This window comes from Streptomyces sp. NPDC046821 (assembly GCF_040645335.1).
In the GTDB taxonomy this organism is placed as follows: Bacteria; Actinomycetota; Actinomycetes; order Streptomycetales; family Streptomycetaceae; genus Streptomyces.
Window position 1 is genome coordinate 333,722 of record NZ_JBEYYB010000008.1, and the last position, 25,031, is coordinate 358,752.

Sequence of the window (25,031 nt, forward strand, 5' to 3'; positions counted from 1 at the left end):
CGTTCCGCTCCCGGCGCTACGCGTCGACCTCCACCAGCTGCTTGCCGTCGAGGGTGCGGACCTCGAAGTGGTCGATGGCGTTGCGCTGGAACGCGGCACCGCCCTGCACATACAGCGGGTATTTCGCCGCGTAGTGGTTGCTGTTCGGGATGCCGTAGCCCCACTTCGGGACGGTCCAGGAGGTGACCGTCTCGCGTTCGCCGTTCTTCCCGACCGCGATCAGCGAACAGCTCTGCGGGCCCTTGACGTTCTTGAGCTCCAGGACCGTGTCGGTGCCCCACGGTTTCGACTGCATACCGATGGTGGCGGTCACGTGCGTGCCCGGGTCGGTCGCCGTGACCTTCTTGTCGGCGTGCTGGAACCAGGACTCGGCGGAGGAGACGGTGGGGTGGGGCGGCGGCTCGGCCACGTTCGTCCCGCCGCCGCTCGCGGCGAGCACGGCCAGCGGTCCGCCGATGATCAGCGAGGCGGCGCACGCCACCAGGACCATCCCGCGGCGCCGCTTGTGCGCCTGCTTCTGCGCGACCTCGGCGAAGAGCCGCTCGGCGAGCTGTTCGCTCGGCCGGGCGCCGAGCTGCGCGCCGACCCGCTCCCGCGCGGGGGTGCCCTGTGGTTCGGGGAGGCCGGCGAGCGCGGCCAGCATCGGCTCCATGCCCGCGAACTCCTCCAGCTGGCGCGCGCACAGGTCGCAGCCGGCCAGATGGGCTTCGAAGGCGGTGGCCTCGGCCTCGTCGAGGATGCCGAGCACATAGGCGCCGACCGTCTCGTGCACCTCACCCGAGTCGTACGGTCCGTAGTCGTCGTACGAGGAAGTCATGCCGTCACCCCCCGCTCCTCCAGCGCCAGCTTCATGGAACGCAGCGCGTAGAAGACCCTGGAGCGCACCGTTCCGCTCGGGATGCCGAGGACCGCGGCCGCCTCGTTGACCGTACGGCCTTTGAAGTACGTCTCGACCAGCACTTCGCGGTGCGCGGGCGTCAGGTCGTCCAGCGCGTCCGCGAGCGTCATCAGCCACAGCGCCTTGTCGATCTCGTCCTCCGCGGGGATCACCTCAAGCGGCGACGGGTCGACCTCCTGCGGCCGGGCCTGCCGGCTGCGATGGGTGTCGATGACGATCCGCCGCGCGACCGTCACCAGCCAGGGGCGCACGGAGCCGGTCGCACGGTTGAGCTGACCGGCGTTCTTCCAGGCACGGATCAGGGTTTCCTGTACGACGTCCTCGGCTCGCTGACGGTCACCCGCGACCAGTCTGAGCACATAGGCGAGAAGGGGGCCCGCGTGCTCGCGGTAGAGCACGCGCATCAGCTCCTCGTCGGGCCCGGATGACTGCGGCGCGCGCCGTCGTGCCCTCGGCGGGCGTTCATCGGCCACAGCCGAATCCTTACGCACACCAACCTCCGCTGTCCCCCTTGCCGGGTGCCCACTACGCACTTCCATACGTAAGGGGTGCGCGATGTGTTCAACCGGCTCAGGGAGGCGTACGGGGCTCAGGCCTGGGTCAGTGTCGTCTTCCGGCGGTGCCGGGCGACCCGTTCCCGGTTGCCGCAGACCTCGCTGGAGCACCAGCGGCGGCGGTGCCCCCTGGACGTGTCGAGGTAGATGATCGGGCAGCTGTCGCCCTCGCATCTGCGCAGGCAGGAGCGGGCGACGGGGTCGGTGAGCAGTTCTACGGCGTCCCGGGCTACGGCCGCGAGCAGTTCACGGCAGCCGGGGTCGGCGTGCAGGACCCTGACGAGGGTGCCGTCGGCACGGCGGGCCGCGCGCGGGGAGGGCGGGGTCAGCCGGGCGAGGGCGTTGACCCGCTCCAGGGCGGCGGGCGCGGGCCTGCCGTCGAGCTCTCCGCACACCAGATGGCCTATGTGTCCCCGCAGCTCACGCATGGCGGGCAGCCAGGCCGGGTCGGCGCCGCGCAGCGGGGTGTCCGCGGGCACGAGCCCCGACCCGTACAGCCAGGCCCGCAGCCGCCCCACCGAGTCGAGCCGCTCCTCGGGGTGCGCCGTGGTCAGAAGATCCAGCGAACTGCGCCCGGAGTCGAAGCGCAGCTCGTACGAGGCCGATGACGATGGCGATGCCATCCCCCTACAGTGCCTGCCCGCACGCGCCCCCGGAACCCCTGGCACCGGGCCCCACACGAAGGGTTCACGCACGGAACGGCTGCGCGCTGTCGGCACGTGAGGGCGCCATGTATCAAGCATTGGCTACCTTTGTATGTGACCAATGCCGCATCCATGGAGGTGCTCATGTCCGCCACACAGATCGACATAGACGACGAGGCTCTGGCCGAGGCCATGAGACTGTCCGGGGCGCGCACCAAGAAGGAGACGGTGAACCTCGCCCTGCGTGCATACGTGGAACGCCAACGCCGGGCCGAGGCGCGCCTGCGGCATTTCCGTGCGGCCCAGGAGTGGGACGACGAGACCTTCTGGCGGCTGCACGCCGCGGAGAAGGGCGACGTCTGACGTGTTGCGCTACCTGGCCGACTCGACCGCGGTGTGGCGCCTGCAGCACGACCGGACACTCGGCGCCGCGTGGGGATACGAGACCGACGAGGGCAGTATCGGCTCCTGCCATCCCCAGCGCGTCGAGTTCCGCCGTTCGGCCAGGAACCTCGACGAGTACGACGCGATGACAGACATGTTCGCCGACCTGTACCCGGACGCACCCGTCCCCAAGGGAGCCTGGCAGTGGATCGAGGCGGCACAGTACCGCCTCGCTCAGCGCGGCCGACACCAGAGTCTGTCGACTGTCGACTGGCTTATCTGCGCGACGGCGGCTCACCACGGCCTTGTCGTGCTCCACGACGACAAGGACTTCGCTGTCGCCGCAGGGTTGCTGACGGACCTCCACGAGCACAACGTCCACCGCACGCCAGGTTGACTTAACCGCCCAATCGGCATTCCGTGACCGTCAACTACCTTGCCCTGCCCGGGAGTTCAGTGCAAAGGAGCTGAACGAGCGGTCCCAGGCGGAAGCGTTCGGGCTGGACCGTGGGCACTCCGTGCGTCTGGAGCGGCAGCGCCGTCACCGGGCCCACGCAGGCGACCACGACGTCATGGTTCAGGGCGTCCAGCAACTCCGGTAGCAGGCCCCGGAGTTCGGCCCGCGAGAGCATCGACGTCGCCGCCGGCGCGCTCGTGAACGTCAGCGCGTCGACGCCCCGGGCGATCGTCGCGTCGATGAGCCGGTCTACGGGCCCGATGTCCTCCGGCGGCAGCCACCGGTACACCGGCACCCCCACGACCTCCGCGCCCGCCTCTCGCAGCGCCTCCACGAAGCCGCGCAGGGGCTCGCCGTGCAGCTGGACGGCGACCCGGCGTCCGTCCACCCCCTCGTCGAGGAGCCGCTCGAGGACCTCGGCCATCGACTCGGACGCCGGCGACCACTTCTCCGTGAGCCCGGCGGCGCGTACGGCGCCCTTGACCTTGGGGCCGCGGGCGAGCAGTTCCGCCTCGCGCAGCCGGTCGGCGAGCCGCTCGCCGAGGCCCCAGCCGTCGGCGGCCTCCATCCAGCCGCGGAACCCGATCGCCGTGGTCGCGACCACGATGTCGGGCGCGCGGTCGACCAACTCCCTTGTCGCCGCGAGGAGTTCACTGTCGTCCGCGAGCGGGACGGTACGCATGGCCGGGGCGTGCACGACGGTGGCGCCGCGCCGCCGGAGCAGCGCGATGAACTCCTCGGCACGGCGGGCGGCGGTCACTCCCACGGTGAAACCCGTAAGGGGGCCGTGCGATCCCTCAGGGGGACGGGGCTGTGCGTCGGCGTCGTCGTTCATGGTGGTGGTTCTCGTCGCTCTCGTCCCGCTCGAATGGTCCTGCCCTGTCCCCCATGATGACGTCAGCTCGTCGTGCCGGCCCACTTGAGCGTCACCGTGCCGCCCTTGTCCCACGTGAGCGTGATCACGTCGTCGGCCTGCGTCAGGTTCGCGCCGAAGACCTCGTCGCCCGTGTCCTTGCCGATGCACTTCACGGCCATCCGGAACGCGCCGACGGAACGGTCGTCGCCGATGCCGGTGCAGATGCCCTTACCGCCCGCGTCGAGGTAGGACACCTTGTAGTTGCCCTTGGCCGCACCGGACGTGATCCTGTCGCCGACGGTGAGGGTCCTGGCCTGCTCGTCCTGCCACTGGCCCTGGTAGCCGGTGGATCCGGCGGGCCGCGAGGTGCCCGTGGGGTCGGCGATCGGATCCTCGGTGGCCGGGTCCTCGCTGGGCGAGTCGCTGGCCTCGGGGCTGGGGGACGCAGGGGCGGTCCCCTTCGCCTCGGGGGCCTTCTTGCCGCCGTCGCCTCCGCTCGTGGCGAGGAAGATCCCGCCGCCGACGAGCACGAGCGCGGCGACGACGGAACCTGCGATGACGGCGATCCGCTTGTTGCCGCCACCACCGCTCGGCGGGCCGGGCGGAGGCTGGGGCGCCGGGTACGCGCCTCCGTAGGGGGCCTGCCCGGGCTGCCCGTAAGGGGGTTGCCCGTAAGGGGCCTGCGGCTGCTGCCCGTAAGGCTGATCCCCGTACTGCGGCTGCTGCCCGTAAGGGGACCCGTACGGGCCCTGCCCCGGAGGCGGCGTCTGCGGTGCCGCCGGGGGCGGTGTCGGCGTACCCGCGTACGGGTTCTCCTGCCCGCCGCCGGACGGCGACGGCGGCGGGGGCCCGTACGCGGGGTGGGGTCCGGATCCGGATCCGTCCTGCGGTGGCCGGCCAGGCGGCTGTGTCATGTCGGTCCGGTTCCCCTCGTGATCCTGCTTACCGGTGCTGGTCTGGTCGACCACGACCCAACCCCACCGCCGCCCGGGACACAAGGCCGCCCCGGTCAGCCCTTACGGGATCTCCCCCCGCGCGTCCCCTTCCTGCCCTTCGTACCGTCCGGCCACAGCCTCGGGCTCCGCTTGGCGGCCAGGTCCTCGATCCAGCCCGTCCCGACGACCGCCAGCGCGATCAGCGGCCACGTGAGCACGAACATCCAGAGCATGTACGTCGAATCGAGGGCACCGCTCCACCGCGCGTCGTCCATGAACGGCAGGTTGTACGCGAGGTCGATGATCGGCACCGTCGCCATGATCAGCATGTTGTGCCAGAGATAGATCGTGACCGCGCGGTTGTTGGACAGCGTGATCAGCGGGTCCCACTTGGCGAGCCGGCCGGGCAGCTGCTGCCAGGACGGCGAGTACTGGAGCAGGATGACGACGAACCCGAAGGACCAGGTCGCCTGCGCCAGCGGGATGTCGTTCAGGTCCCAGCCGTCCGGCCCGAGATGACCCGACGCCCACCACAGTCCGAACGCCATCACGATCGCCGAGCAGGACACCGCGAGATAGCGCGGCACCTTCGCGAGCATCCCCTCGTGGTGGGCGAACCCGAGGACCCAGCAGCTGCCGTAGACGCAGAAGTCGGTGACCGCGTTCCCTGTCTCGCCGGGGATGGTGACGATGCCCGTACCCACGACCGCCGTCAGCGCGAGCGGCGCGAGCAGCGTCGCCCACGGCACCTTGCGGAACGCCCACAGGAGCAGCGGCGAGGCGATGACGAACCAGAGGTAGGCCCGCAGGTACCAGAGCGGGCCGGCGGCCTGCGAAGGCCAGGTGTCCTCCAGGAGCCCGGCGCTGCTGCCGAGGTGCCAGGGGAACGAGGGCGCGCCGACCGGGAAGAAGTAGTTGACCAGGCTGATCCAGCCCCAGGTCCCGCCGTTGTCGGGGTCCTTTCCGGGGTTCCAGCCACCGAAGAACATCAGCGCGAGCACGACGACGCTGAACGCCCACATGGGCGGCAGCAACCGTCGGATACGTCCCCTGATCACGCCCAGCGCGGGCCGGTTCAGGGAGCGCGCCATCAGCGATCCGGCGAGCGCGAACATCACGCCCATGGACGGGAAGAGGATCGTCAGCCAGGCCCAGCCGAAGAGGTGGTAGCAGACGACGCGGACGAGGGCGATGGACCGCAGCAGGTCGAGATAGCGGTCCCGGCCGGGCTTCTTGGGAGCGGCCGCCGGAGCCGCCGCCGGGCCGGGCGACGCGGGCGCCGGCGCCTGGTCCGGTACGTGGCCCTGCGCCCCGCCCGGCTCCGGAGCAGGCCCCCGTACAGGCCCCCGCTCCGGCTCGAACGGCACCTGCGGGAACGGCACTTGGGGCATCGGCCGGGTCGGCCGGAACCCGTTCTGCCCGTCGGTGGCGGGTGTGGGATGCGTCATGCGACAGGCCTCCGATCGTTGGCGCGCGAGGCCCGCTGTCGCGGCGCCGCGCCGGGCGCCTCCACCGCTCCGGTGCGCCGCAGCTTCTGCCAGCGGAGGCGGCCGCCGGTGAGCGCGGTGATCCAGGACTGGAGCAGCACGACGTACATCAGCTGCCGGTACAGGATCTGCTGGAGCGGGAGTGAGATGAGGTGGGTCATGCGTTCGCGGTCGAGCCGGAAGGCGTACGCCGCGCAGACGGCCTGGACGGCGAGGACGCCGAGCCAGGCGACGATGGTCTTCTCCGTCGGGCCGAAGACGAGGCCGTAGAAGAGGAAGACGTCGATGAGGGGCGCCAGGAGCGGCGCGAGGACCATGAAGAGGGCGACGAACGGCAGGCCGACCCGCCCGAAACGGCCCGAGGCGCCGGACTCGATGACCGCGCGCCGGTGCTTCCAGATCGCCTGCATGGTGCCGTACGACCAGCGGTAGCGCTGGGACCAGAGCTGCTGGACGGACTCCGGAGCCTCGGTCCAGGCGCGGGCCCGCTCGGCGTAGACCACGCGCCAGCCGTCCCGGTGCAGGGCCATCGTGACGTCGGTGTCCTCGGCGAGCGTGTCGTCGCTCATGCCGCCGATGCGCTCCAGGGCGCTGCGGCGGAAGGCGCCGACGGCCCCGGGGATCGTGGGCATACAGCGCAGCATGTCGTACATGCGGCGGTCGAGGTTGAAGCCCATCACGTACTCGATGTGCTGCCAGGCCCCGATGAGTGAGTCCCGGTTGCCGACCTTGGCGTTTCCCGCGACCGCGCCGACGCGGTGGTCGCCGAAGGGCTGGACGAGTTCGCGGACGGTGGACGGCTCGAAGACCGTGTCGCCGTCCATCATCACGATCAGCTCGTGCCGGGCGTTGGCGAGGCCCCGGTTGAGGGCGGACGGCTTGCCGGCGTTGTGCTGGCGGACCACCCTGACGTTCGGCAGGCGCAGGTTCTCGACGATGCGGGCCGTGCCGTCGGTCGAGCCGTCGTCGATCACGACGACCTCGATCGGGTGCTCGCTCGACATGAGCGAACGCACGGTGTTCTCGATGCACTTGGCCTCGTTGTACGCGGGAACCAGGACCGACACCGGTTCGGTGACGGGCGGTCCCCAGGCGAAGTCGCGCCGCCGCACCCGCCGGGCGTGCGCCACGGAGAGCACCAGCATGAAGCCGAAGCGGGTGATGACGAGGACGCCGATGATCGCGAGGCACACGACGAGGGCGTCGGTGATGTCGTCCGAGGCGTCGACGGCGTAGATCCACGCCTTGCCCTTGGCCAGTTCGAGGCCGTGCACGGGCGTGTGGGCGCTGGGCGCGTCGAGCGCCTCGGTGAGATTGACGAACCGGTAGCCCTCGTCCTGGAGTTCGGGCAGGAAGCGGTCGAGGGCCTCGACGGTCTGCGAGCGGTCGCCGCCGGAGTCGTGCATGAGGACGATCGCGCCCTTGCCGCCCTGGGGCGTGGCCCGGCGGATGATCTCGTCGACGCCGGGGCGCTTCCAGTCCTCACTGTCGGTGTTGTTGACGACGGTGATGTACCCGCGGCTGCCTATGTACTTGGTGACCGGCCAGGACTTGTCGTCCATGGCGTCGGCGAACGAGGAGTACGGCGGCCGGAACAGCGAGGTCCGTATCCCGGCCGCGCCCGCGAGCGCCGTCTGGTTCTGCGTGAGTTCCCAGTCGATACGGCTCTTGGACTGGTACGAGAGGTCGGGGTGGTTGAAGGTGTGCAGGCCGACCTCGTGCCCTTCGTCGACCATGCGCTTGACCAGGCCCGGGTAGCGGGAGGCCATGGTGCCGGTGACGAAGAAGACGCCGTGGGCGTGGTGTTCCTTCAGGACGTCGAGGACCTTCGGGGTCCACTCCGGGTCGGGGCCGTCGTCGAAGGTGAGGACGAGCCGGTGGTCGGGCACGCTGAGGCTGGTCTCGCGCCCGTTACGGGTGTCGATGACCGGGCCGCCCTCGAGGATCTTCTCGGGCACGTGATCGGTGGCGGCGGGCGGCTGGATGCGGTGGTCGGCGAGGATCTCGCTGTGTACGTACCCGCGGAGCATGAGCATCGCGAGCAGGGCCACGAGGAGCAGCGACGGCAGCAAGTAGCGCATGGGCAGGCGCCGTCTCGGCACCTTGAGCCCACGGTGTGAGCTGGAGGACATCTACAGGATGCTTTCCGGGGACGAGGGCGTCGGCTCTCCGGCCGGGCTCGGGTCGACGGGTGAGGAGGCCGGCGGCTGCGCGACGGCGGAGGTGCCGCCCTGGACCGGGGACTCCGAGGGCTCGGCCGGGGGCGCGCTGTCCGACGGGGACGGCTCTCCGGGCGCGGGCGACACGGGCGGCTGCGAGGGGCCGGGGCCCGGGGCGGGCGACTTGCCGGGGGCGGGCTTGCCGGGCCCGGCGGTCGGCTTCGGGCCGGGCGAACTGCCGGGCTTGGCGCTGGGTTTGCCGCTCGCGCCGCCGGACGGGGCGGACGGGCCGGCGCTCGTGCCCACGACACCGGGCTTGCCGGACTCGCCGGTGACCACTTCGGTGCCGACGAGGCCGGGACCGGCGGTGGTGCCCGGGGACGGGGACCGCTTGGCCCGGTCGGCGGGCAGCCGCGGGGTCTTGACCTCACCCGCGGGCTTTTCCTTGTCCTGGCTCTTGATCGGCAGCCAGGGCGCGGTCGAATTGCCGGAAAGCAGGGTCGCCACGATGACCACGGCGTAGACCGCGCAGATCATTCCGACGACGGCGCCGAAGCGGCGGTACCTGCGATTGCGGCGGCCCGAGTCGTCGACGAAGACCGGGACTTCTTTAGCGGCCGCTCCCGCTCGGGAAGCGGCTATGAGTTCGTCCAGCTGACGGCCCGCGCCGTCGAGCTGGACGGTCACTTCATTGGGATCGTGAGTGTGCCCGGAGCGGGCATTCTCCTGCCAAGATTCCACGTACGCACATCCCCCCAAGGACATGAACAAATGGTTGCGCGCACGACGTACCGAGCTTTCGTCGTTCGGACCGGACCCCCATCCGGTCCAAGCGCCCCCCTACCACACTGCGCTCGGAGCAGAAATGTAGCGCACCGGCGAGACCCACGCGTTCTCAGGAGGGTGTCGCTCATCATGATGAGTGCATCCGCAGCCGGAATCCGGTGCGGCCCACGCCTCAGGACTCACACGCGTCACACCCTGCACCGCACGGCGAGGGCGCCGGGGCACGAAAAAAATCCCGCACGACGAAGGCCCCTGGGCACGACGAAGGCCCGGCTGGATGCCAGCCGGGCCTTCGTCTTACATGGGAATTGTGGAGATGGCGGGAATCGAACCCGCGTCCAACGGTGCGGAATCAGGGCTTCTCCGTGTGCAGTCCGCTTCGATTTTCTCAGCCCCGGAGATCACGCGGACAAGTCTCCGACGGGCTCAGTCACTGTTTGATTTCCTTCTGGGCCCCGTGACCGGGCTCAGAAGTTTAGATCCCTTGATGATGCCAGGATCCGGGTCGGGATCACCCCCGGGCTGACACTTCGCAAGTCGCTACTTAGGCAGCGAGGGCGAAGGAATCGCGCTTGGTGTTGGCGATTATTGGTTGCGACATATGGTTAACGAGATCATTGCCGCTTCCTCGACACGCTTCCCCTGCTTCGACAGCCGCTGTCGAAACCGATCATCCCCATGTTGATTTTTCAAACCAGATCCTGCGACCTGGGGTGTCCCGTCACCAGCGGGACGTGACCATCGTACGTGACCGACGGGCGCCGGTGCCAGCGTATTTTGCCGGGGCCGTCCGAGGTCAGCGCTCGCGGGCCCGCTGCCGGCGCTTCGCCGCCGCGATGGCGCGGTCCGAATCCCTGCGGTCCTGCTGCTCGCGCAGCGTCTGCCGCTTGTCGTACTCCTTCTTGCCCTTGGCGAGCGCGATCTCGGCCTTGGCGCGGCCGTCCTTGAAGTAGATCGCGAGGGTCACGATCGTGTGACCCGTCTCCTGGGACTTCGAGTCCAGCTTGTCGATCTCGTCGCGGTGCAGGAGCAGCTTCCGCTTGCGGCGCACCGCGTGGTTGGTCCAGGTGCCCTGGCTGTACTCCGGGATGTGGGCGTTGTGCAGCCACGCCTCGTTCCGGTCGATCTGGACGAAGGCGTCGGCCAGGGACGTGCGGCCCTGCCTCAGCGACTTGACCTCGGTGCCGGTCAGCACGATGCCGGCCTCGTAGGTGTCCATGATCAGGTAGTCGTGCCGCGCCTTCTTGTTCTGCGCGACGATCTTGCGCTTGCCGTCCTTGTCCTTTCCGGACTTTTTGGACGCACCCTGCTTCGGCTGGGATTCCTTCGGTACGTACATTCCCTTACTCATAGTGCGGCCATTTTCGCACTACGAGGGGTCCCCGAGGCCACTCAATACTGTTTCGGCCCGCGCCTGCGCACCCACCTCGGCCTCCAGGTCGGGGGTGATGCCCCGGCCGTCGACCGCGCGCCCCGTGGGGGTGCGGTAGTGCCCGACGGTCAGCTCGGCGACGGAGCCGTCGGGGAGGCGGCTGGGCATCTGGACGGAGCCCTTGCCGAAGGTCTTCGAGCCGACGACGACAGCGCGGCCCCGGTCCTGGAGCGCCCCGGTGAGCAGCTCGGCCGCGCTCATCGTGCCGCTGTCGACGAGGACGACGACCGGTGTGGTGGTGTCGCCGCCCCGCTCGGCGTGCAGGGCGCGCTGCCGTCCGCGTACGTCGTACGTGGCGACGAGTCCGCCGTCGAAGAAGGCCGAGGCCGCGGTGACCGCCTCCGTGACGAGGCCGCCCGAGTTGCCGCGCAGGTCGAGGATGACGCCGTCACCGCGGGGGGCGTCGCGGACGGCGGTGCGTACGCGTTCGCCGGAGCCCCTGGTGAAGGCGGCGACCTTGATCAGGACGGTGCCGCCGGGGAGGTGGGAGACGGTGACGGACTCGGTGGCGAGATTGGCGCGGCGCAGGGTCTCGGTCCACGCGCGCGTGCCGCGCGTCAGGCCGAGGCGGACCGCCGTACCGGCATGTTCGCCGCGCAGGAGGGAGACGACCTCGGTGACGGGGCGGCCGTCGACGGAACGGCCGTCGACGGTGCGGAGCCGGTCGCCGGGACGCACGCCCGCGCGCGCGGCGGGCGACCCGTCACCGACCTTGGCCACTTCGATACGGCCGTCGGCGGTGCGCCTGGCCCAGAGGCCGACGCCGGTGTACTCGCCGTCGAGTTCCTGCTCGAACTCCTTGTACTCGCCCTGGGAGTAGACGGCGCCCCAGCGGTCGCCGCTGCGGCTGACCGCTTCTTCGGCGGCCTGGGTGGGGGACTTTCCGTCGGCCATCGCCTCGGCTGCCGCGTTGGCCACGTCGTCCTTGCCGAGGGAGGCGCGCGAACCCGCGGACCGCTCCTCGGAATTGCGGCCGTCCGCGCTCCACGAACCCGACGTGACACCGATCGCGAGGGTGCTCACGAAGACCAATGTCAGGGCTGCCCCACGGCGGAGGCCGCGGGGCCGGGGGAACAGCTCGGGGCCCGACATGACGGTGAGTCTAGGACAACGCGAAGCGCCGTACGGCTCCTTGAACCGTACGGCGCTTGGTATCGCTGGGGAGGCTTGTCACACCTTCAGGTACTTGCGCAATGCGAAGAATGCGGCAACTGCGGGCATGAGCAGGCCGATCGCGAGGACGAGCGGCAGCTTGGCGAGGACCGCGTCCCAGCCGATGAAGTTGATCAGGTTCAGCTTCTGAGCCAGCGCCAGACCGTGGTCGATCATGAAGTAGCGGCCCACGAGGAGCATTCCGCAGGCGACCGCTCCGCCGATGACTCCGGCGACGGCGGCCTCCATGATGAACGGGGCCTGGATGTAGAAACTGGACGCACCGACGAGGCGCATGATGCCGGTCTCGCGGCGCCGGCTGAACGCCGATACGCGCACGGTGTTGACGATCAGCATCAGCGCGACGACGAGCATCAGGGCCATCACGGCGAGCGCCGCCCAGTTCATGCCGTTGAGCAGTCCGAAGAGGTTGTCGAGGATGCCCTTCTGGTCCTGCACGGACTGCACGCCGTCCCGCCCGTCGAAGGCGGTCGCGACGACCTGGTACTTCTCCGGGTCCTTGAGCTTGATCCGGTACGACTCCTGGAGCTGATCCGGCGTCAGGGAACTGGCCAGCGGAGAGTCGCCGAACTGCTCCTTGTAGTGCTTGTAGGCCTGGTCGGCCGACTCGTAGGTGACCTTCTCGACGACCGGCATCTTGTCCAGGTCGGAGAGGATCTGCTTCTTCTGCTCGGCGGTGACGGCTCCCTTGGCGCACTTCGGGTCGGACTCCGCGTCGCCCTTGTTGCACAGGAAGATGGATACGTTGACCTTGTCGTACCAGTAGCCCTTCATGGTGCTCACCTGGTCACGCATGAGCAGCGAGCCGCCGAACAGGGCGAGCGAGAGGGCGACCGAGACGATGACGGCGAAGGTCATCGTGAGATTGCGTCGGAGACCGACGCCGATCTCCGACAGGACGAATTGGGCGCGCATGACGTCTGGTCAGGCCTTTCTCAGTGCTCTGGTGCGCATCGGCACGGGGTCAGTGCTGGTAGCCGTAGACGCCGCGCGACTGGTCGCGGACGAGACGGCCCTTCTCCAGCTCGATGACGCGCTTGCGCATCTGGTCCACGATCTGCTGGTCGTGGGTGGCCATCACGACGGTCGTCCCGGTGCGGTTGATCCGGTCGAGCAGCTTCATGATGCCGACCGAGGTCTGCGGGTCGAGGTTGCCGGTCGGCTCGTCGGCGATGAGGAGCTTGGGGCGGTTCACGAAGGCGCGGGCGATGGCCACACGCTGCTGTTCACCACCGGAGAGCTCGCCGGGCATCCGGTCCTCCTTGCCGCCCAGACCGACGAGGTCGAGCACCTGGGGGACGGACTTGCGGATCTCGCCACGGGACTTGCCGATGACCTCCTGCGCGAAGGCGACGTTCTCGCCGACGGTCTTGTTGGGGAGCAGGCGGAAGTCCTGGAAGACCGTGCCGAGCTGGCGGCGCATCTGGGGCACCTTCCAGTTGGACAGGCGTGCCAGGTCCTTGCCCAGGACGTGCACCTGTCCCTGGCTGGTGCGCTCCTCGCGCAGGATCAGCCGCAGGAACGTGGACTTTCCGGAGCCGGAGGAACCCACAAGGAAGACGAACTCACCGCGCTCGACCTCGAGGGACACATCCCTGAGGGCGGGCCGGGTCTGCTTGGGGTAGGCCTTGGAGACGTTGTCGAATCGGATCACGGGTGCGCCTCGGAGGATCGGGGGCGTCGGGGTCAGGTCTGCGTGACCATACGCGAACCCGGCGCCAGGGCGCAGTCGGCGTCCTGAGTTGTGCGCTTTGTCCTGATGATTGCCTGGTCACAGGCGGAATTCGATACGGACGGAACGGGGCCAATGGGGCAGCATCCGGGGAGGCGCGCCGAAATCCGCGGAAGCTGGCACAGTGGTAGGGGGAACGGTTGCGGTCCCCGGAGCGTTGTGAGAAGCGAATCGCAGTGGCGGCTGAGCCGTGCGGGAGGAGGAGAGCGCATGACCTATGACAGGCTGGTGTGCGCGAACTGCGCGGCGCCCGTGAGCGAGGGCCGCTGCCCCGTGTGCCGGGCGAGCCGGGCACGAATGCAGCAGGAGAACCCGTTCGCGGCCCTGCACCCGATGGCTCTGATAGCGCTGGTGGCGATACTCATCGCGGCCCTGGCGCTGCTCGCGCACCAGACCGTCTAGCGAAGCACGTATACGTATACGAAGCGAAACACGTAAACATCGAGAAGGGCCCGGAGCGATTCGCTCCGGGCCCTTCTCGTGCTGTCGGTCCGCGTGTGCGGACCTGCGCTCCTACGGCCGCTTACGCGGCCGTGCGACCGCCGCCGACGAGGCGGGGCAGGAAGCGGAAGCCGATGCCGCCGGCGATCATCGTCGCGGCGCCGATCAGCAGGAACGTCGTCTCGGCGGCGCCGGTCTCGGCCAGCTGACCGCCCGACTTGCCGGCGTTCTGGGCGGGCTGGGCGGGCTGCGCCGGCTGGGCCGGGACGGAGCCCGTGTCCTGCAGGCTGTCGCTGCCCTGGCCCTGCTCGACCGGGTTGTTGCCGCCGTCGGGGTCGGTGTTGCCGTTCCCGCCGCCCTGGTTGCCGCCGTTACCGCCGTGGTGACCGCCGCCGTTGTTGCCGCCGTTACCGCCGTGGTCGCCGCCGCCGTTGCCGCCGCCGTTACCGTTGCCGCCGCCGTTCCCGTTACCGGGGGCGGTCGGGTCCTCGGTGGGCTCGGTGGGCTCCTGGCTGGGCTCCGGCGGGCCCGACGGGTCCGACGGCCCGGTGCTCGGCGAGCCGGACGGCTCCGGAAGGTCGGTGGGCGGGGTGGACGGGGACGGCGGCGTCGGGTCCTTCTCGTCGCCACCGATGCTCGTGTCGATGGCGATACCGTCACCGGCGGCGTGCACGTTCGCACCCACGCCCGGGAGGTCGATACCGATGCCGGCGGCCGAAGCGGCGCCCGCGGCGGTCAGCGACGCGCCGGCGGCGATCACCGCACCGGCTGCTATCCGCGCGACACGGATCCGCGTCTTCTTGGTCATCTGCCTGCTACCCCCAGTAGCTAATCGTTGATGGAGCAGCGCTCGGGGACGGGGGCCACCCGGGGGTAGTCGGCTTCGTGATGGCCCGCCCCCCGGTGCACGCGCGTCCCACTGATACGCGTACCGTGCGCCAGCCTTCACAGTTTCCATGTCAGCGTCAAGGTCGTTGCGCACGCAATGCCCGGAATGCGGGGGCTTGACCGCCACATGGTCATGTGACTGTGACGTAAAAAGCAACTGCCGCCCAAAGGACGGCAGTTGCCTTGTCGACAAAGTCGATCACGCGCGGTCGATCACGCGCGGAAAGAATCCGGCGTTACTTCTCCTGCTGCTTGCGCCAGCGAATTCCGGCCTCGAGGAATCCGTCGATCTCGCCGTCGAGAACCGACTGCGGATTACCGACCTCGAATTCCGTCCGGAGGTCCTTGACCATCTGGTACGGGTGCAGGACGTACGAGCGCATCTGGTTGCCCCACGAGCTGCCGCCGTCGCCCTTGAGGGCGTCCATCTTGGCGCGCTCCTCCTGGCGCTGGCGCTCCAGGAGCTTGGCCTGCAGGACGTTCATCGCGGTCGCCTTGTTCTGGATCTGCGAGCGCTCGTTCTGGCAGGAGACCACGATGCCGGTGGGCAGGTGGGTCAGGCGGACCGCGGAGTCCGTCGTGTTGACGCCCTGGCCGCCGGGGCCGGAGGAGCGGTACACGTCGACGCGCAGCTCGGACTCGTCGATCTCGACGTGGTCCGTCTGCTCGACCACGGGGAGCACCTCGACGCCCGCGAAGGACGTCTGGCGGCGGCCCTGGTTGTCGAAGGGCGAGATACGGACGAGGCGGTGCGTGCCCTGCTCGACCGAGAGCGTCCCGTACGCGTACGGGACCTGCACGGCGAAGGTGGTCGACTTGATGCCGGCCTCTTCCGCGTACGACGTCTCGTAGACCTCGGTCTTGTAGCCGTGACGCTCGGCCCAGCGCAGGTACATGCGCTGGAGCTGCTCGGCGAAGTCGGCGGCGTCGACGCCGCCGGCCTCGGCGCGGATGTTGACCAGCGCCTCACGGGAGTCGTACTCGCCGGACAGGAGGGTACGGACCTCCATCTCGTCGAGCGCCTTGCGGACGGAGGTCAGCTCGGACTCGGCCTCGGCCCGGGTGTCCGGGTCGTCCTCCTCCTCGGCCATCTCGAAGAGCACGCCGAGGTCGTCGATCCTGCCGCGCAGGGCCTCCGCCTTGCGCACCTCGGCCTGGAGGTGGCTCAGCTTGCTGGTGATCTTCTGTGCCGCGTCGGGGTCGTCCCACAGGGACGGTGCGGCCGCCTGCTCCTCGAGCACGGCGATATCTGCCCTCAGCTTGTCGAGGTCCAGGACGGCCTCGATCGACTCCATGGTCGAGGAGAGGGACTTGAGCTCTTCGGAAACGTCGACGACTGCCACGACACCAGCGTAACGGGCTGGGGCAAGTGGTCCGGTCCTGGTGGGCTCGGGGGCCGTGCGGGGGCGCCCCCATGGGGACTCGGGGGACTCGCGGAGGCACCCCTAGGAGGCTCGGGGAACTCGCGGAGGCGCCCTCAGGGGGACTCGGGGAACTCGCGGAGGCACCCCCAGGAGGCTCGGGGAACTTGCGGAGGCACCCCTAGGAGGCTCGGGGAACTCGCGGAGGCACCCCCAGGAGGCTCGGGGAACTCGCAGGGGCGGCCTCAGGGGGACTCAGGGGCCTCGCGGCGGCGCCCTCAGGGAGACCCGGCGACCTCGCGGGGGCGCCCTCAGGGAGACCCGGCGGCCTCGCGGGGGCGGCCTCAGGGGGACTCTGGGGCCGACTGTTCCGGGTTCTTGCCCGGGGTCGCGTCCGCGTTGTCCCCGCTCACCGCGGCCCACGTGCCGATGCCGGCCGCCGCCGCGAGGACCGCTCCGGCCACGCCGAGGGTGATGCGGCGGCGCCGGGCGGAGGCGCGGTGGCGGGCCGAGCCGGGGCGGGGGGCGCCGGACGCACGGGGGGCGCGGGCCGTGCCGCGCGCTCCGCCCGCGAGCTCGTCGGGCGCCGGTACGCGCATCGACGTGTGGGTGTCGCGGTTCGAGTCGGTCGGGGTGCTGCCGGGGACGAGAGGGACGGCGCCGCGGCGCACGACGGGCTCCCGGGGCGCTGCCGGGGCGGCCTCCGGCTCCGGGTCGGGCTCGGTGTCCGGTTCGTCCACGTCGAGGGGTGCCATCCCGGCGAGCGACGGGAGCAGTTCGCGCAGGCGGGCGGCCAGCTCCGAGGCGCGCAGCCGGGACGCGGGCGCCTTGGCCAGACACTGGACGAGGAGCTGCCACAGCTCGTCGGGGATGCCGGGCAGCGGTACGACCGTCTCCGTGACGTGCCGGCGCAGGATCGCGCCGGGGTGGCCGCCGCCGAAGGGCGTGAACCCGGCGAGCAGCTCGTACAGGACGGTCGCGAGAGCGTAGATGTCGACGGCGGCGCGGGGCGGGAGGCCCTCGATGAGTTCGGGGGCGAGGTAGTCCGGGGTGCCGATGATCTTCGTGGCGCGGGTGCGGCGCGGTGAGTCGATGAGCTTGGCGACGCCGAAGTCGGTGAGCAGCGCGGGGTGGGAGCCGCCGGGGCCGAGGGGGCCCTGCATGTCCAGGAGGACGTTCTCCGGCTTGACGTCGCGGTGCACGATCCCGGCGGCGTGCGCGGCGGCGAGTCCGTCCGCGATGTCCGCGACGACGGCGACGGCGGCCTCGGGGGCCATGCGCCGCTCACGGTCGAGCCGGGTGCGCAGGTCGGTGCCGCGTACGAGGTCCATGACGAGGGCCAGGTCGTTCCCGTCGACCACGAGGTCGCGGACGCCGACCACGCGCGGGTGGTCCAGGCTGAGGAGGGCTGTGCGCTCCTGGACGAAGCGGCCGACGAGTTCCTGGTCGGAGGCCAGGTCCTCACGCAACAGCTTGATGGCGACGGGTCCCTCGGGTCCCTCGCCCAGCCACACCGTGCCGGCGCTGCCGCGGCCCAGGATCTGGTTCGCGGTGTACCGGCTGCCGATCTTCCGTGCCAAGACTGCTCCTACAGACGCGTGTTGGCGCCCAAGCTACGCGGCTCGGGCGCCAACCATCGCATCCGCGGGGGAAATCACCCGTCAGAAGTCGACAAATCTCCAACGTCACGCCGGATGTTGGAGCCTTCGCTCAGTTGCCGGTGCCTGAACCGCCGCTTCCCGAGCCGCTCTTACCCAGGTCGCCGATCCAGCCCGTGACCGTGTTGAACCAGTCCGTGAGCTGGGCCCAGTAGCCCTTGCCCGTGCCGATCCAGTGCTGGAGCGGGGTGAACTCCCAGACGAGCCAGCTCACCACGAACAGCATGACGATCATGAACAGGCAGCCCTTGAGGCAGCCGAGACCCGGGATCTTCATCGGGTTCGCGCTGCGCTGCCTCGGCGGGCGCGGCTCGCGGCGCGGGGGCTCGGGCTGCCTCGGCGGCGCGTACTGCTGGGGCGGCGGGGCGTACCTCTGGGGCTGCTGGGGCTGCTGCCGCTGCTGCTGGGCGTACTGCTGGGGGCGCGCCTGCTGCTGGGGGCGCGGCTGCTGCTGCGGGCGGGCCGGCTGGCGGTGCGGGCGGTGGCGCAGCGGGTCGTCGCTCGGGTCGAGGTACTGGACCTGCGTCTGCTCGTTGCGGTCGCGGGCCGCCGCGAGCTGGTTCTGCCAGGGGTGCGGGCCGTCCGGGTTCGCGCCCGGCTGGTGCTGCGGCACGGGCGGCATGACGGCCGTCGGGTCGGCGGCGCCGCCGGCGGGTGACTGCATGACGCTCGTCGCCGCGTTCGGGTCGTACGCGCCCGCGTTCCCGCCCGTGCTCGGCAGGACCTGGGTCGCGTCGCTCGCGCCGGCCGGGGCGCCCGGCACCTGCGCGGGCGTCGGGTCCGGCATGAGGAGGGCGCCGACGCCCTCGGCCGCCGCGATCTGCGCGGCGTTCGCGTGCACGCCGATGCCCTCGGCGACGGTGCGCAGGCCGCGCGCCAGGTTCTCGGCGCTGGGGCGCTCGTCGGGGTTCTTGCGCAGGCAGCGCTCTATGACCGTCCACAGGGGGTCGGGCACGGTGGAAGGCCGGCGCGGTTCGGCGCTCAGGTGCTGGTGCAGGACTTCGAGCGCGGACTCCCCGGAGAACGGGGGCCGACCGGTGACCAGCTCGTAGAGAAGGATTCCGGCGCCGTAGATGTCGACGGCGCTCGTCTGCGGGCGGCCCTCGGCGGACTCGGGCGCGACGTACGCGGGCGTGCCGACGAATTCCTGCGTGCGGGTCAGGCCCGGGGAGTCGGCAAGGCGTGCGATGCCGAAGTCGGTGAGCATCGGGTGCATCTCGCCGCCGTCCTGCTTGAGCAGGACGTTGGCCGGCTTGAGGTCGCGGTGCACGACGCCGTCGGCGTGGCTCGCGGCGAGCGCGTCCGCCACCTGAGCGGTCAGCAGAGCCGCGGCCACCGGCGAGAAGGGGCCGTTCTCGCGGAGGTAACGATGCAGGTCGGGGCCGTCGACCAGGTCCATGACGAGGGCGAGCAGCTCGCCCTCCACGACCAGGTCGCGGGTGCGCACGATGTTCGGATGGGTGAGGCGGAGCAGCACGGAGCGCTCGCGCAGGAAGCGCATCACGACGTCCGCGTCGTTGGCGAGCTCCTCCTTGAGGACCTTGATCGCCACGGTCTCGCCGGGCTGCCCGGGGACGGCCGCCTCGTCACCCGCGGTCTCCCGCTGGCTGGCACGCCAGACGGTGCCCGTGGCGCCGCGTCCGAGCGGCTCCTCGAGCAGGTACTTGCTCCCTACCGGCCGCACGTCATGCGCTCCCTGCTTGCTGCGATCTGGCGTACTGCTTGGTCTTGCCCGGGACTGCCTGTCCGGTCCCGCCTCGCCACTGCCCCGGGCCGGTCCGGCCGCGGGTGTTCCGACCCACTGTAGTGCCGTCGAACAGCGCACTGTCTGTTGATCTTCCGCCGGACTTCCGCCGGACTTCGGCCGATCAGCGGCTCCCGGAGGCGCCAGAAGCAGCGATCCGGCGGCCCCTTCGGCACAAAGACGCCCGAGCCGGACTCCTGGTTGCCGCACGTGGGGGTGACAGACACCTCCGAGTGGTCTCAAGCGGCATCATGCGGGCACTTTTGCGGGCAGAGCCGACCAATCAAGATCACTTACGGGTGGCCCTCGGGCGTGTTGTCCGTGGCAAGTGCGAGGATGCCTCTCGTACTGGCCTACGTGCCCGTTGTGCGGTGGGGGAATCTGCGGTGGGGGACCGCGGCGCAGCCCCTGCCGGGGCGCCCGCGCAGAAGGGACCGCTGACGCGATGCAGATCCGGCTGACCGTCGTAGACCCCCTGGGGACGCGCCCCGACCCCCAGGGCCGCGCGGCGTCGCGGGACGTGCTCGTGACCGCCCCGGCGGGGACCGCGCTCGCCGCGGTGGCCCCCGGTCTGGTCGCGGCTGTCGCGGGACCGGAGAGCACCGCGAGCCTGTACGCGGGCCCCGACCGCCTCGACGGGCACCGCTGCACCCTGGGCGAGCCGCCCCTGACCGACGGCGCCGTACTGTCCCTGGGCGTCCCGGCGGAGCCCGGCCCCGAGCTGGACAGCGCGGAGGCGCAGCTCCATGTGGTGGCGGGGCCGGACGCGGGCGGGGTGCATCTGCTGCACGGCGGTGAGATCCGGGTGGGCCGGTCGGCCGACGCGGACATCGCGCTCGACGACCCCGACGTGTCCCGGATGCACTGCGCCGTGACGCTCGACGAGGACGGCCGGGTGACGGTCACCGATCTGGGCTCCACCAACGGGACGACGGTCGACGGCACCCCTGTCGGCGACCGCCCCGCCCGGCTCGCCCCGGGCGCCCTGCTGCGCCTTGGCGAATCCACGCTGCGGCTCGCTCCCGCGGGGGCCGCGTCTCCGGGGGCGGTGCTGCGGACGGCGCCGGACGGTGAGGGTCACGTGCGCGTGGCGGCGCCCGAGGAGGGGGCGGGTGACGCATCGCACCCCGCGGCCCCGGTCCCCGGTGAGACACGGCACGCGTACGGGGCCGCCGAGCTGGCCGCGCCCCTGGTCCCGGTGCAGGGCGGCGCACCCGACGTGGAGAGCGCTGACGGCACGCCCGCGCGCGGGACGCCCGTGCCGCGTGAGCAGCGCAGGCGCGGCGGGCTCGGCGCGTGGGCCAGGCGCCTGGCGGGCGGACGCCGCGTGGACGGCGACGACGGCTCCCCGTACGACTCGGACGGGTACGACGGGTACGACTACGACGCTTACGACGGCGATCCGGGCGCGTACGTGCCCGAGGACTTCGTCCCCTCCCCCGCGGGCTCCCGCGACGCGTGGCCGGACCCGGCCGCGCTGCTGCTGACCGCGCTCGGCCCGGGGTCCCGGCTCTGGGAGCGCGGCCCCGGCCACCCCGAGGCCCTTGCGGTGCGGCTCGGCACGGACGACCGGACGTCACCGGACCGTACGGGTCTGCTGCCCGGGGTCCCTGTCACGGTGGGCCTGCGCGAGGCCGGAGCGCTGGGGCTCGCGGGGCCGCGTGCCCGGCTCTCCGGCGTGGCCCGTTCCGTCGTCGCGCAGCTCGCTGCGCTGCACTCGCCGGACGCGCTGGAGATCGTGCTGGTCAGCACGGACCGCTCGCGCTCCGTCCAGGACCGCGCGGCGGACTGGGCCTGGCTCGGCTGGCTCCCCCATCTGCGTCCCACGCACGGCCAGGACTGCCGGCTCCTGCTGGCCTACGACCGCGAGCAGGCGGCCGCCCGTACGGGTGAGCTGCTGCGCCGCCTGGACGACCGGATCGCGGACGAGACGCGGCGTCCGGCGCCGGGGCGTTCCGTTCAGACGGAGGGCTCCGCCGGTCCCGGTACGGCTCTGGGTACCGCCACTTTCGGTGCGCCGGTCTCCGGGCCGACGGTGCCGAGGTCCCGTTCGGGTGAAGCCGCCGACGCCGGGGAGCGGGGTGGCGGCATGTCCGTGTCCCCGTACGGCCGTGAGGCAGCAGGAAGCCATCCGGGCGGCGGGCCCGGGCCGGACGCGCACGGTGACCATCGGTCCGCCGACCTGGACACCCCCGCGACGGGACGCTCCGGCGCCGGGCTCTACGCCCCGCACCCCTCCGACCCGGGCCCGGCCGCAGCCGCGCCCACCCCGAATGCCACCCCCTGGACCGGCCCCCTCACCGTCCTCGTCGTCGACGGCGACCCCGGCTCCGCCGCCCTGCGCGAAGCCACCGTCCGCCTCGCCACCGAGGGCGGGCGCGCCGGGGTCCACGTCATCTGTCTCGCCGAGGCCCCCGCGTCCTCGCCCTCGTCCCCCGTGACGCAGACGTACGAGATGGCGTGTGCCGTGTCGCCCGCGTTCAAATCGTGCGGTGCCGTCGCGCTGCTCAGCGGGGACGTGGCGACGGCGCTGCGGCTGATGCGGACGTCCCACGGACAGCTCGTCGGGCACGGCACGGTCGCCGCGATCGACGCCGTGTCGGCGGCCTGGGCCGAGCGCTTCGCACGGGCGCTGGCCCCGCTGCGTACGGAGTCCGGGCCCGGCGAACCGCACCCTCGCGTATCCGCCCCGCTCCCCCAATCGGCAAGGCTGCTCGACGAGTTGGGGCTCGCGCGGGCCACGCCCGCTTCGCTGATGGCGCGCTGGGCGGCCGCCGGGGACGACGGTGACGCGCTCGGCGGGCGGGCCTGGGCCGTGCTGGGCGCCGGGCCGCGCGGCCCTGTCGTCGTGGACCTCGCCGCCGAGGGACCCCACCTCCTGATCGAGGGCCCGGCGGGCAGCGGCCGTACGGAGCTGCTGCGTTCGACCGCCGCCTCGCTGGCCGCCGCCGAGCGGCCCGACCGGCTCGGCCTCGTCCTCATCGACGGGCGGGACGGGACCGGCGGCGCGGCCGTCGGCGACGGGCTGCGCGTGTGCACGGACCTGCCGCACGTCACCACCCACCTGGCCGCCAACGACCCTGTGCGGATGCGGGAGTTCGCGCAGTCGCTGGCCGCCGAGCTGAAGCGCCGGGCCGAGCTGCTCGGGCGGCTGAGCTTCGCCGAGTGGCACACCCGGCGCGAGGTGTCGGGCCGCCTGGTCGCCCCGCGCCCCGCGTCGGTCCGCCCGTCGGACCAGGGCGCCGCCGACCTGGACACGCCACCCAGCTCCACGATGCGCCTGCGGCCCGCCGCCGCCCGCAAGGAGACCGAGGCCGCGCCCCCGCTCCCCCGCCTGGTGGTCCTGGTGGACGACCTGGACGCGCTGCTCTCGCCGCCGCTCGGCTCACCGGGACGGCCCGCCGCCGGGTCCGTCGTCCGCGCGCTCGAAGCCGTCGTCCGGGGCGGCGAGCGGCTCGGCGTGCACCTGGTCGCGGCCCGCGCGACGGGGGCCGAGTCGCCGTGGGAGGTCACGCTGCGGGTGGTGCTCGACGCCCCGACGCCCGGCCCCGAGGAGCCCGCGCCCGGACGCGGCACGCTGTCCGGCGCGGACGGCCGCGAGCTGCCGTTCCAGGCGGGCCGCGTCACCGGACGCATTCCGCGTACGGCCACGCAGCGGCCCACCGTGGTGCCGCTCGACTGGACCCGGATGGGCGACCCGCCCGCCCGGCGCCCCGTCAGGGAGCTGGGGAACGGGCCGACCGATCTCGCCCTGCTGGCAAGCGCGTTGGAGCGGGCCGCCCGGTCCGTGTCGGCGCGCGAGGTGCCGTCCCTTCTGTGACATGGTGTCCCGCGCGCAACAGCGCGCGGGACGGCATGCAGGTCGGCCCTCAGGGCGGCGAAATCCCCAACTCCCCATGTTCCAGGCCCAGATCACGACCCCGTCACGATCACCGGCCTGACACCCCTGGCGCCCTTGCCTGCCCTCCGGGCCGGGCGTAGACCAGACGCCAACGGACAGCGCGGGTACGTACGTTCAGCGTTCGGGACGAGAACGGGGCAGCTATGCGCAGCATTCGTACAGCCAGAACTTCCAGATCATCCAGGGTGGCGGTGGCTCTGACCGCCGGCGCCCTCTCGCTGACGCTGGCCGCCTGCGGTGGCTCCGGCGGTGACAGCGGCAAGAAGGACAAGGGCGGCGGCAAGGGCAGCGGCAGCGCGTCCTCCCTCAAGCTCCCCAAGCTGACCGGCCAGACCCTTGAGGTCGCGGCCGTCTGGACCGGCCCGGAGCAGGAGAACTTCAGCAAGGTCCTCGCCGAGTTCGAGAAGCGCACCGGCGCCAAGGTCAACTTCGTACCGACGGGCAACAACACCGCCACCTTCCTGAGTACGAAGATCGAGGGCGGCAAGCCGCCGGACGTGGCGTTCCTGCCGCAGGTCGGCGTGCTGCACCAGTTCGCGGACAAGGGCTGGATCAAGCCGCTCGGCAGCGAGGCACAGGCCCAGGTCGACAAGAACTTCTCGGCCGGCTGGAAGGACCTCGGCGCGTACAAGGGCAAGCAGTACGGCGCCTATGTGAAGGCCGCCAACAAGTCCCTGGTCTGGTACAACACGGCGGCGTTCGAGGCGGCCGGGATCACGAAGACCCCGAAGACCTGGGACGAGTTCCTGTCCACGGCGCAGACGCTGTCGGACGCGGGTTCGCCGCCCGTGTCGATCGGCGGCGCGGACGGCTGGACGCTCACCGACTGGTTCGAGAACGTCTACCTCTCCCAGGCGGGCCCGGAGAAGTACGACCAGCTCGCCGCCCACAAGATCAAGTGGACGGACCCCTCCGTCAAGGAGGCGCTGACGACGCTGGCCCAGCTGTGGGGCAAGGACGGTCTGATCGACGGCGGCCGCAAGGGCGCCCTGCAGACGGAGTTCCCGAAGTCCGTGACCCAGACGTTCAACGGTGGCTCCCCCGCCGCGATGGTCTACGAGGGCGACTTCGTGACCGCCAACATCAACGCGGACACGAAGGCCAAGGTCGGCACGGACGCCAAGGTGTTCCCGTTCCCGGCTGTCGGCAGCGGCAAGGCCCCCGTGGTCAGCGGCGGCGACGTGGCCGTGGCGCTCAAGGGCGGCGAGGCCGCGCAGGCGCTCGTCACGTTCCTCGCCTCGACGGACGCGGCGGAGATCTGGGCGGCGCAGGGCGGCTTCATCTCCCCGAACAAGGAGATGGACACCGCGAAGTACAAGGACGGTGTGACGCGGGACATCGCGAAGGCGCTGCTCGCGGCCGGCGACGACTTCCGCTTCGACATGTCCGACCAGGCGCCGGCGGCGTTCGGCGGCACGCAGGGCGTCGGCGAGTGGAAGGACCTCCAGGACTTCCTGCGGAACCCGAAGGACGTCGCGGGCACCCAGAGCCGGCTGGAGGCGGACGCCGCCAAGGCCTACAAGAACGGCTGACGGCGCGGG

20 protein-coding genes, 1 other RNA gene and 1 pseudogene are annotated in these 25,031 nt (G+C 71.4%); 5 read left to right on the top strand and 17 right to left on the bottom strand.

Going from position 1 to position 25,031, the window contains the following annotated elements:
• Positions 1–16: 16 nt before the first annotated feature.
• From ABZ893_RS18575 to ABZ893_RS18585, 3 genes are read right to left on the bottom strand one after another with little or no spacing between them, the layout of a single operon-like run.
• Positions 17–817, bottom strand: a complete 801-nt coding sequence (locus tag ABZ893_RS18575) for a zf-HC2 domain-containing protein (protein WP_361404391.1) — start codon at positions 815–817, stop codon at positions 17–19.
• A complete protein-coding gene (locus tag ABZ893_RS18580) occupies positions 814–1,437 on the bottom strand; it encodes a sigma-70 family RNA polymerase sigma factor (protein ID WP_361404394.1) in 624 nt (207 codons plus the stop codon). Before ABZ893_RS18580 ends, ABZ893_RS18575 begins: the two co-directional genes overlap by 4 nt.
• Positions 1,438–1,487: 50 nt before the next feature.
• Positions 1,488–2,075, bottom strand: a complete 588-nt coding sequence (locus tag ABZ893_RS18585; protein ID WP_361404397.1) for a CGNR zinc finger domain-containing protein — start codon at positions 2,073–2,075, stop codon at positions 1,488–1,490.
• Positions 2,076–2,240: 165 nt separating this feature from the next.
• Here ABZ893_RS18585 and ABZ893_RS18590 point away from each other — a divergent pair, with 165 nt between their 5' ends.
• Entirely contained in the window at positions 2,241–2,459 is a 219-nt protein-coding gene (locus ABZ893_RS18590; protein ID WP_361404400.1) for a type II toxin-antitoxin system VapB family antitoxin, read from the top strand.
• 1 nt (position 2,460) lies between these two features.
• Positions 2,461–2,877, top strand: coding sequence for a PIN domain-containing protein (locus ABZ893_RS18595; RefSeq protein WP_361404403.1), 417 nt, complete (start codon positions 2,461–2,463; stop codon positions 2,875–2,877).
• Between the two features lie 37 nt (positions 2,878–2,914).
• Here ABZ893_RS18595 and ABZ893_RS18600 read toward each other — a convergent pair.
• The 10 genes and pseudogenes from ABZ893_RS18600 to ftsE all read right to left on the bottom strand — a co-directional run.
• Positions 2,915–3,772, bottom strand: a pseudogene (locus ABZ893_RS18600) (uroporphyrinogen-III synthase); the annotation flags it as partial.
• 62 nt (positions 3,773–3,834) lie between these two features.
• Positions 3,835–4,707 (bottom strand): hypothetical protein, encoded by an 873-nt coding sequence (locus ABZ893_RS18605; protein WP_361404405.1) that lies wholly within the window; start codon positions 4,705–4,707, stop codon positions 3,835–3,837.
• 95 nt (positions 4,708–4,802) lie between these two features.
• Entirely contained in the window at positions 4,803–6,176 is a 1,374-nt protein-coding gene (locus ABZ893_RS18610) for an acyltransferase (protein WP_361404408.1), read from the bottom strand.
• Positions 6,173–8,347 carry a glycosyltransferase gene (locus tag ABZ893_RS18615; protein WP_361404411.1) on the bottom strand — a complete coding sequence of 725 codons (2,175 nt, stop codon included), beginning with the start codon at positions 8,345–8,347 and terminating at the stop codon, positions 6,173–6,175. The genes ABZ893_RS18610 and ABZ893_RS18615 overlap by 4 nt, the downstream gene beginning before the upstream one ends.
• Positions 8,348–9,061 (bottom strand): hypothetical protein, encoded by a 714-nt coding sequence (locus tag ABZ893_RS18620; RefSeq protein WP_361404414.1) that lies wholly within the window; start codon positions 9,059–9,061, stop codon positions 8,348–8,350.
• A 407-nt stretch (positions 9,062–9,468) separates the two neighbouring features.
• Positions 9,469–9,838, bottom strand: a transfer-messenger RNA (tmRNA) gene (ssrA, locus tag ABZ893_RS18625).
• A gap of 118 nt (positions 9,839–9,956) precedes the next feature.
• Positions 9,957–10,499, bottom strand: a complete 543-nt coding sequence (gene smpB / locus ABZ893_RS18630; protein WP_361404614.1) for an SsrA-binding protein SmpB — start codon at positions 10,497–10,499, stop codon at positions 9,957–9,959.
• Positions 10,500–10,529: 30 nt separating this feature from the next.
• On the bottom strand, positions 10,530–11,684 hold the full coding sequence (locus tag ABZ893_RS18635) for a S41 family peptidase (RefSeq protein WP_361404417.1): 1,155 nt from the start codon (positions 11,682–11,684) through the stop codon (positions 10,530–10,532).
• Between the two features lie 78 nt (positions 11,685–11,762).
• The gene (gene ftsX, locus ABZ893_RS18640) at positions 11,763–12,680 is read right to left on the bottom strand and encodes a permease-like cell division protein FtsX (RefSeq protein ID WP_361404420.1); all 918 of its coding nucleotides are present in this window, start codon (positions 12,678–12,680) and stop codon (positions 11,763–11,765) included.
• Positions 12,681–12,729: 49 nt separating this feature from the next.
• Positions 12,730–13,419, bottom strand: a complete 690-nt coding sequence (gene ftsE / locus ABZ893_RS18645) for a cell division ATP-binding protein FtsE (RefSeq protein WP_361404423.1) — start codon at positions 13,417–13,419, stop codon at positions 12,730–12,732.
• A gap of 288 nt (positions 13,420–13,707) precedes the next feature.
• Between ftsE and ABZ893_RS18650 the strand changes: the two genes are divergently transcribed.
• Positions 13,708–13,899 (top strand): hypothetical protein, encoded by a 192-nt coding sequence (locus ABZ893_RS18650; protein WP_361404426.1) that lies wholly within the window; start codon positions 13,708–13,710, stop codon positions 13,897–13,899.
• A 121-nt stretch (positions 13,900–14,020) separates the two neighbouring features.
• Here ABZ893_RS18650 and ABZ893_RS18655 read toward each other — a convergent pair whose 3' ends face one another.
• The 4 genes from ABZ893_RS18655 to ABZ893_RS18670 form a co-directional block, all read right to left on the bottom strand.
• Complete coding sequence (locus ABZ893_RS18655) at positions 14,021–14,746, bottom strand: LPXTG cell wall anchor domain-containing protein (protein WP_361404429.1); 726 nt, start codon at positions 14,744–14,746, stop codon at positions 14,021–14,023.
• 316 nt (positions 14,747–15,062) lie between these two features.
• Complete coding sequence (prfB, locus tag ABZ893_RS18660; protein WP_361404432.1) at positions 15,063–16,169, bottom strand: peptide chain release factor 2; 1,107 nt, start codon at positions 16,167–16,169, stop codon at positions 15,063–15,065.
• Positions 16,170–16,531: 362 nt separating this feature from the next.
• The gene (locus ABZ893_RS18665) at positions 16,532–17,767 is read right to left on the bottom strand and encodes a serine/threonine-protein kinase (protein ID WP_361404435.1); all 1,236 of its coding nucleotides are present in this window, start codon (positions 17,765–17,767) and stop codon (positions 16,532–16,534) included.
• A gap of 130 nt (positions 17,768–17,897) precedes the next feature.
• Positions 17,898–19,529 (bottom strand): serine/threonine-protein kinase, encoded by a 1,632-nt coding sequence (locus ABZ893_RS18670; protein WP_361404438.1) that lies wholly within the window; start codon positions 19,527–19,529, stop codon positions 17,898–17,900.
• 505 nt (positions 19,530–20,034) lie between these two features.
• Between ABZ893_RS18670 and ABZ893_RS18675 the strand changes: the two genes are divergently transcribed.
• Positions 20,035–23,409, top strand: coding sequence for an FHA domain-containing protein (locus ABZ893_RS18675; protein ID WP_361404440.1), 3,375 nt, complete (start codon positions 20,035–20,037; stop codon positions 23,407–23,409).
• Between the two features lie 224 nt (positions 23,410–23,633).
• A complete protein-coding gene (locus ABZ893_RS18680) occupies positions 23,634–25,022 on the top strand; it encodes an extracellular solute-binding protein (RefSeq protein WP_361404443.1) in 1,389 nt (462 codons plus the stop codon).
• The last annotated feature ends 9 nt before the right edge of the window (positions 25,023–25,031 follow it).